The following is a 275-nucleotide window of genomic DNA, read 5'->3' as shown; positions in this document are numbered from 1 at the left end:
CATTTATATTATTGAGCAGCGGCTCGAAGGTTTTAATGACCGCCTCTCCGGTATTGCCGGAGAGCTGGACCACCTGCGCCGCTATCATCGCCAAACCCTGGAGCGATTGCCTATCGGTGCCTGCTCGATGTCAGAAGATGGCGAAATCCTGCTCTGGAACCAGGCCATGGTTGAGCTGACCGGCCTGGCAGCGGAGCGGGTAACCGGCACCTTGCTGGCGCAATTACCCGAGCCATGGGGTGATTTATTAGGCCGCTTTATTACCACAACCACCC

1 protein-coding gene is annotated in these 275 nt (G+C 56.7%); it reads left to right on the top strand.

The window, feature by feature from the left end; translation table 11 throughout:
* The coding region (locus Q4563_RS19725; protein WP_303605726.1) for a PAS domain-containing protein at nucleotides 1-275 on the top strand (275 nt) is incomplete at both ends.

The organism is Gilvimarinus sp. 1_MG-2023, assembly GCF_030548285.1.
Note: the sequence above shows the minus strand (reverse complement) of the source record. Positions and strands in the feature narration are given on the sequence as shown.